The organism is Sphingomonas sp. CFBP 13733 (assembly GCF_014841795.1).
GTDB classification, from domain to species: Bacteria; Pseudomonadota; Alphaproteobacteria; order Sphingomonadales; family Sphingomonadaceae; genus Sphingomonas; species Sphingomonas aerolata.
Window position 1 is genome coordinate 1 of the sequence record NZ_JACYUP010000032.1, and the last position, 719, is coordinate 719.

At 57.2% G+C, this 719-nt stretch carries 1 protein-coding gene; it reads left to right on the plus strand.

The genetic code is table 11. From position 1 onward, the window contains the following. Positions 1-126: 126 nt before the first annotated feature. The coding region (locus IFT71_RS21080) for a GGDEF domain-containing protein (protein ID WP_192143469.1) at positions 127-719 on the plus strand (593 nt) is incomplete at its 3' end.

A 719-nucleotide genomic window follows, 5' to 3' on the forward strand; every position in this document is an offset into this window, starting at 1 on the left:
ATCTCCGTCTACGGCTCGGTTTCAACTACGTTGTCAGTTGAGATCCCCGGCTTATTCGGGGTGCTTATCGTTGTACGGTTAGCGGTTTGGCTTATGCGTCGATCATCATCGCCCCCAGAGGCGCAGATGGCTCGCCATCTCCTGTCGACTACGGTGATCGCAGCTTTTTTTAGCTTGGGCCTTGGCACCTGGGGCGTCGTGCTCCTGCACGCCGGTATCGGTGACAAACCATTCATTCCGCTATTCATCGCATTTGGATCGATCGCCTGCGCGTACTGCCTCGCCAGCGTGCCGCGTGCAGCTTTCGTTACGATCTTCCTGACCACCACTCCGGTCGTAACGTCTTTGCTTGCGTCGGGTATCAGGGTGCAGGTCGCAGCCGGCCTGAGCCTACTGCTCATCGTCATGCTGATCATGCGACTTATTACCAAGCAGTATGACTATTTCGTCGGCACGATGATCGCACGATCAGAGGCTATCTCGCTCGCTTTTACCGACCCGCTCACCAATCTTGCTAATCGACGTGCGCTTATTGAGCGCCTTGAGGATGCCGCGGCAGCCATAGACACGCCAACGCCAGTCACTCTGGCAATGATCGATCTAGACCATTTCAAGGCACTGAATGACACATACGGACATGCCGTCGGCGACGCGGTGCTGTTGGAGGCGGCGCGACGCATCGAGAACGCCTGCGTGGGTGCACGGATCGTTGCCCGTCT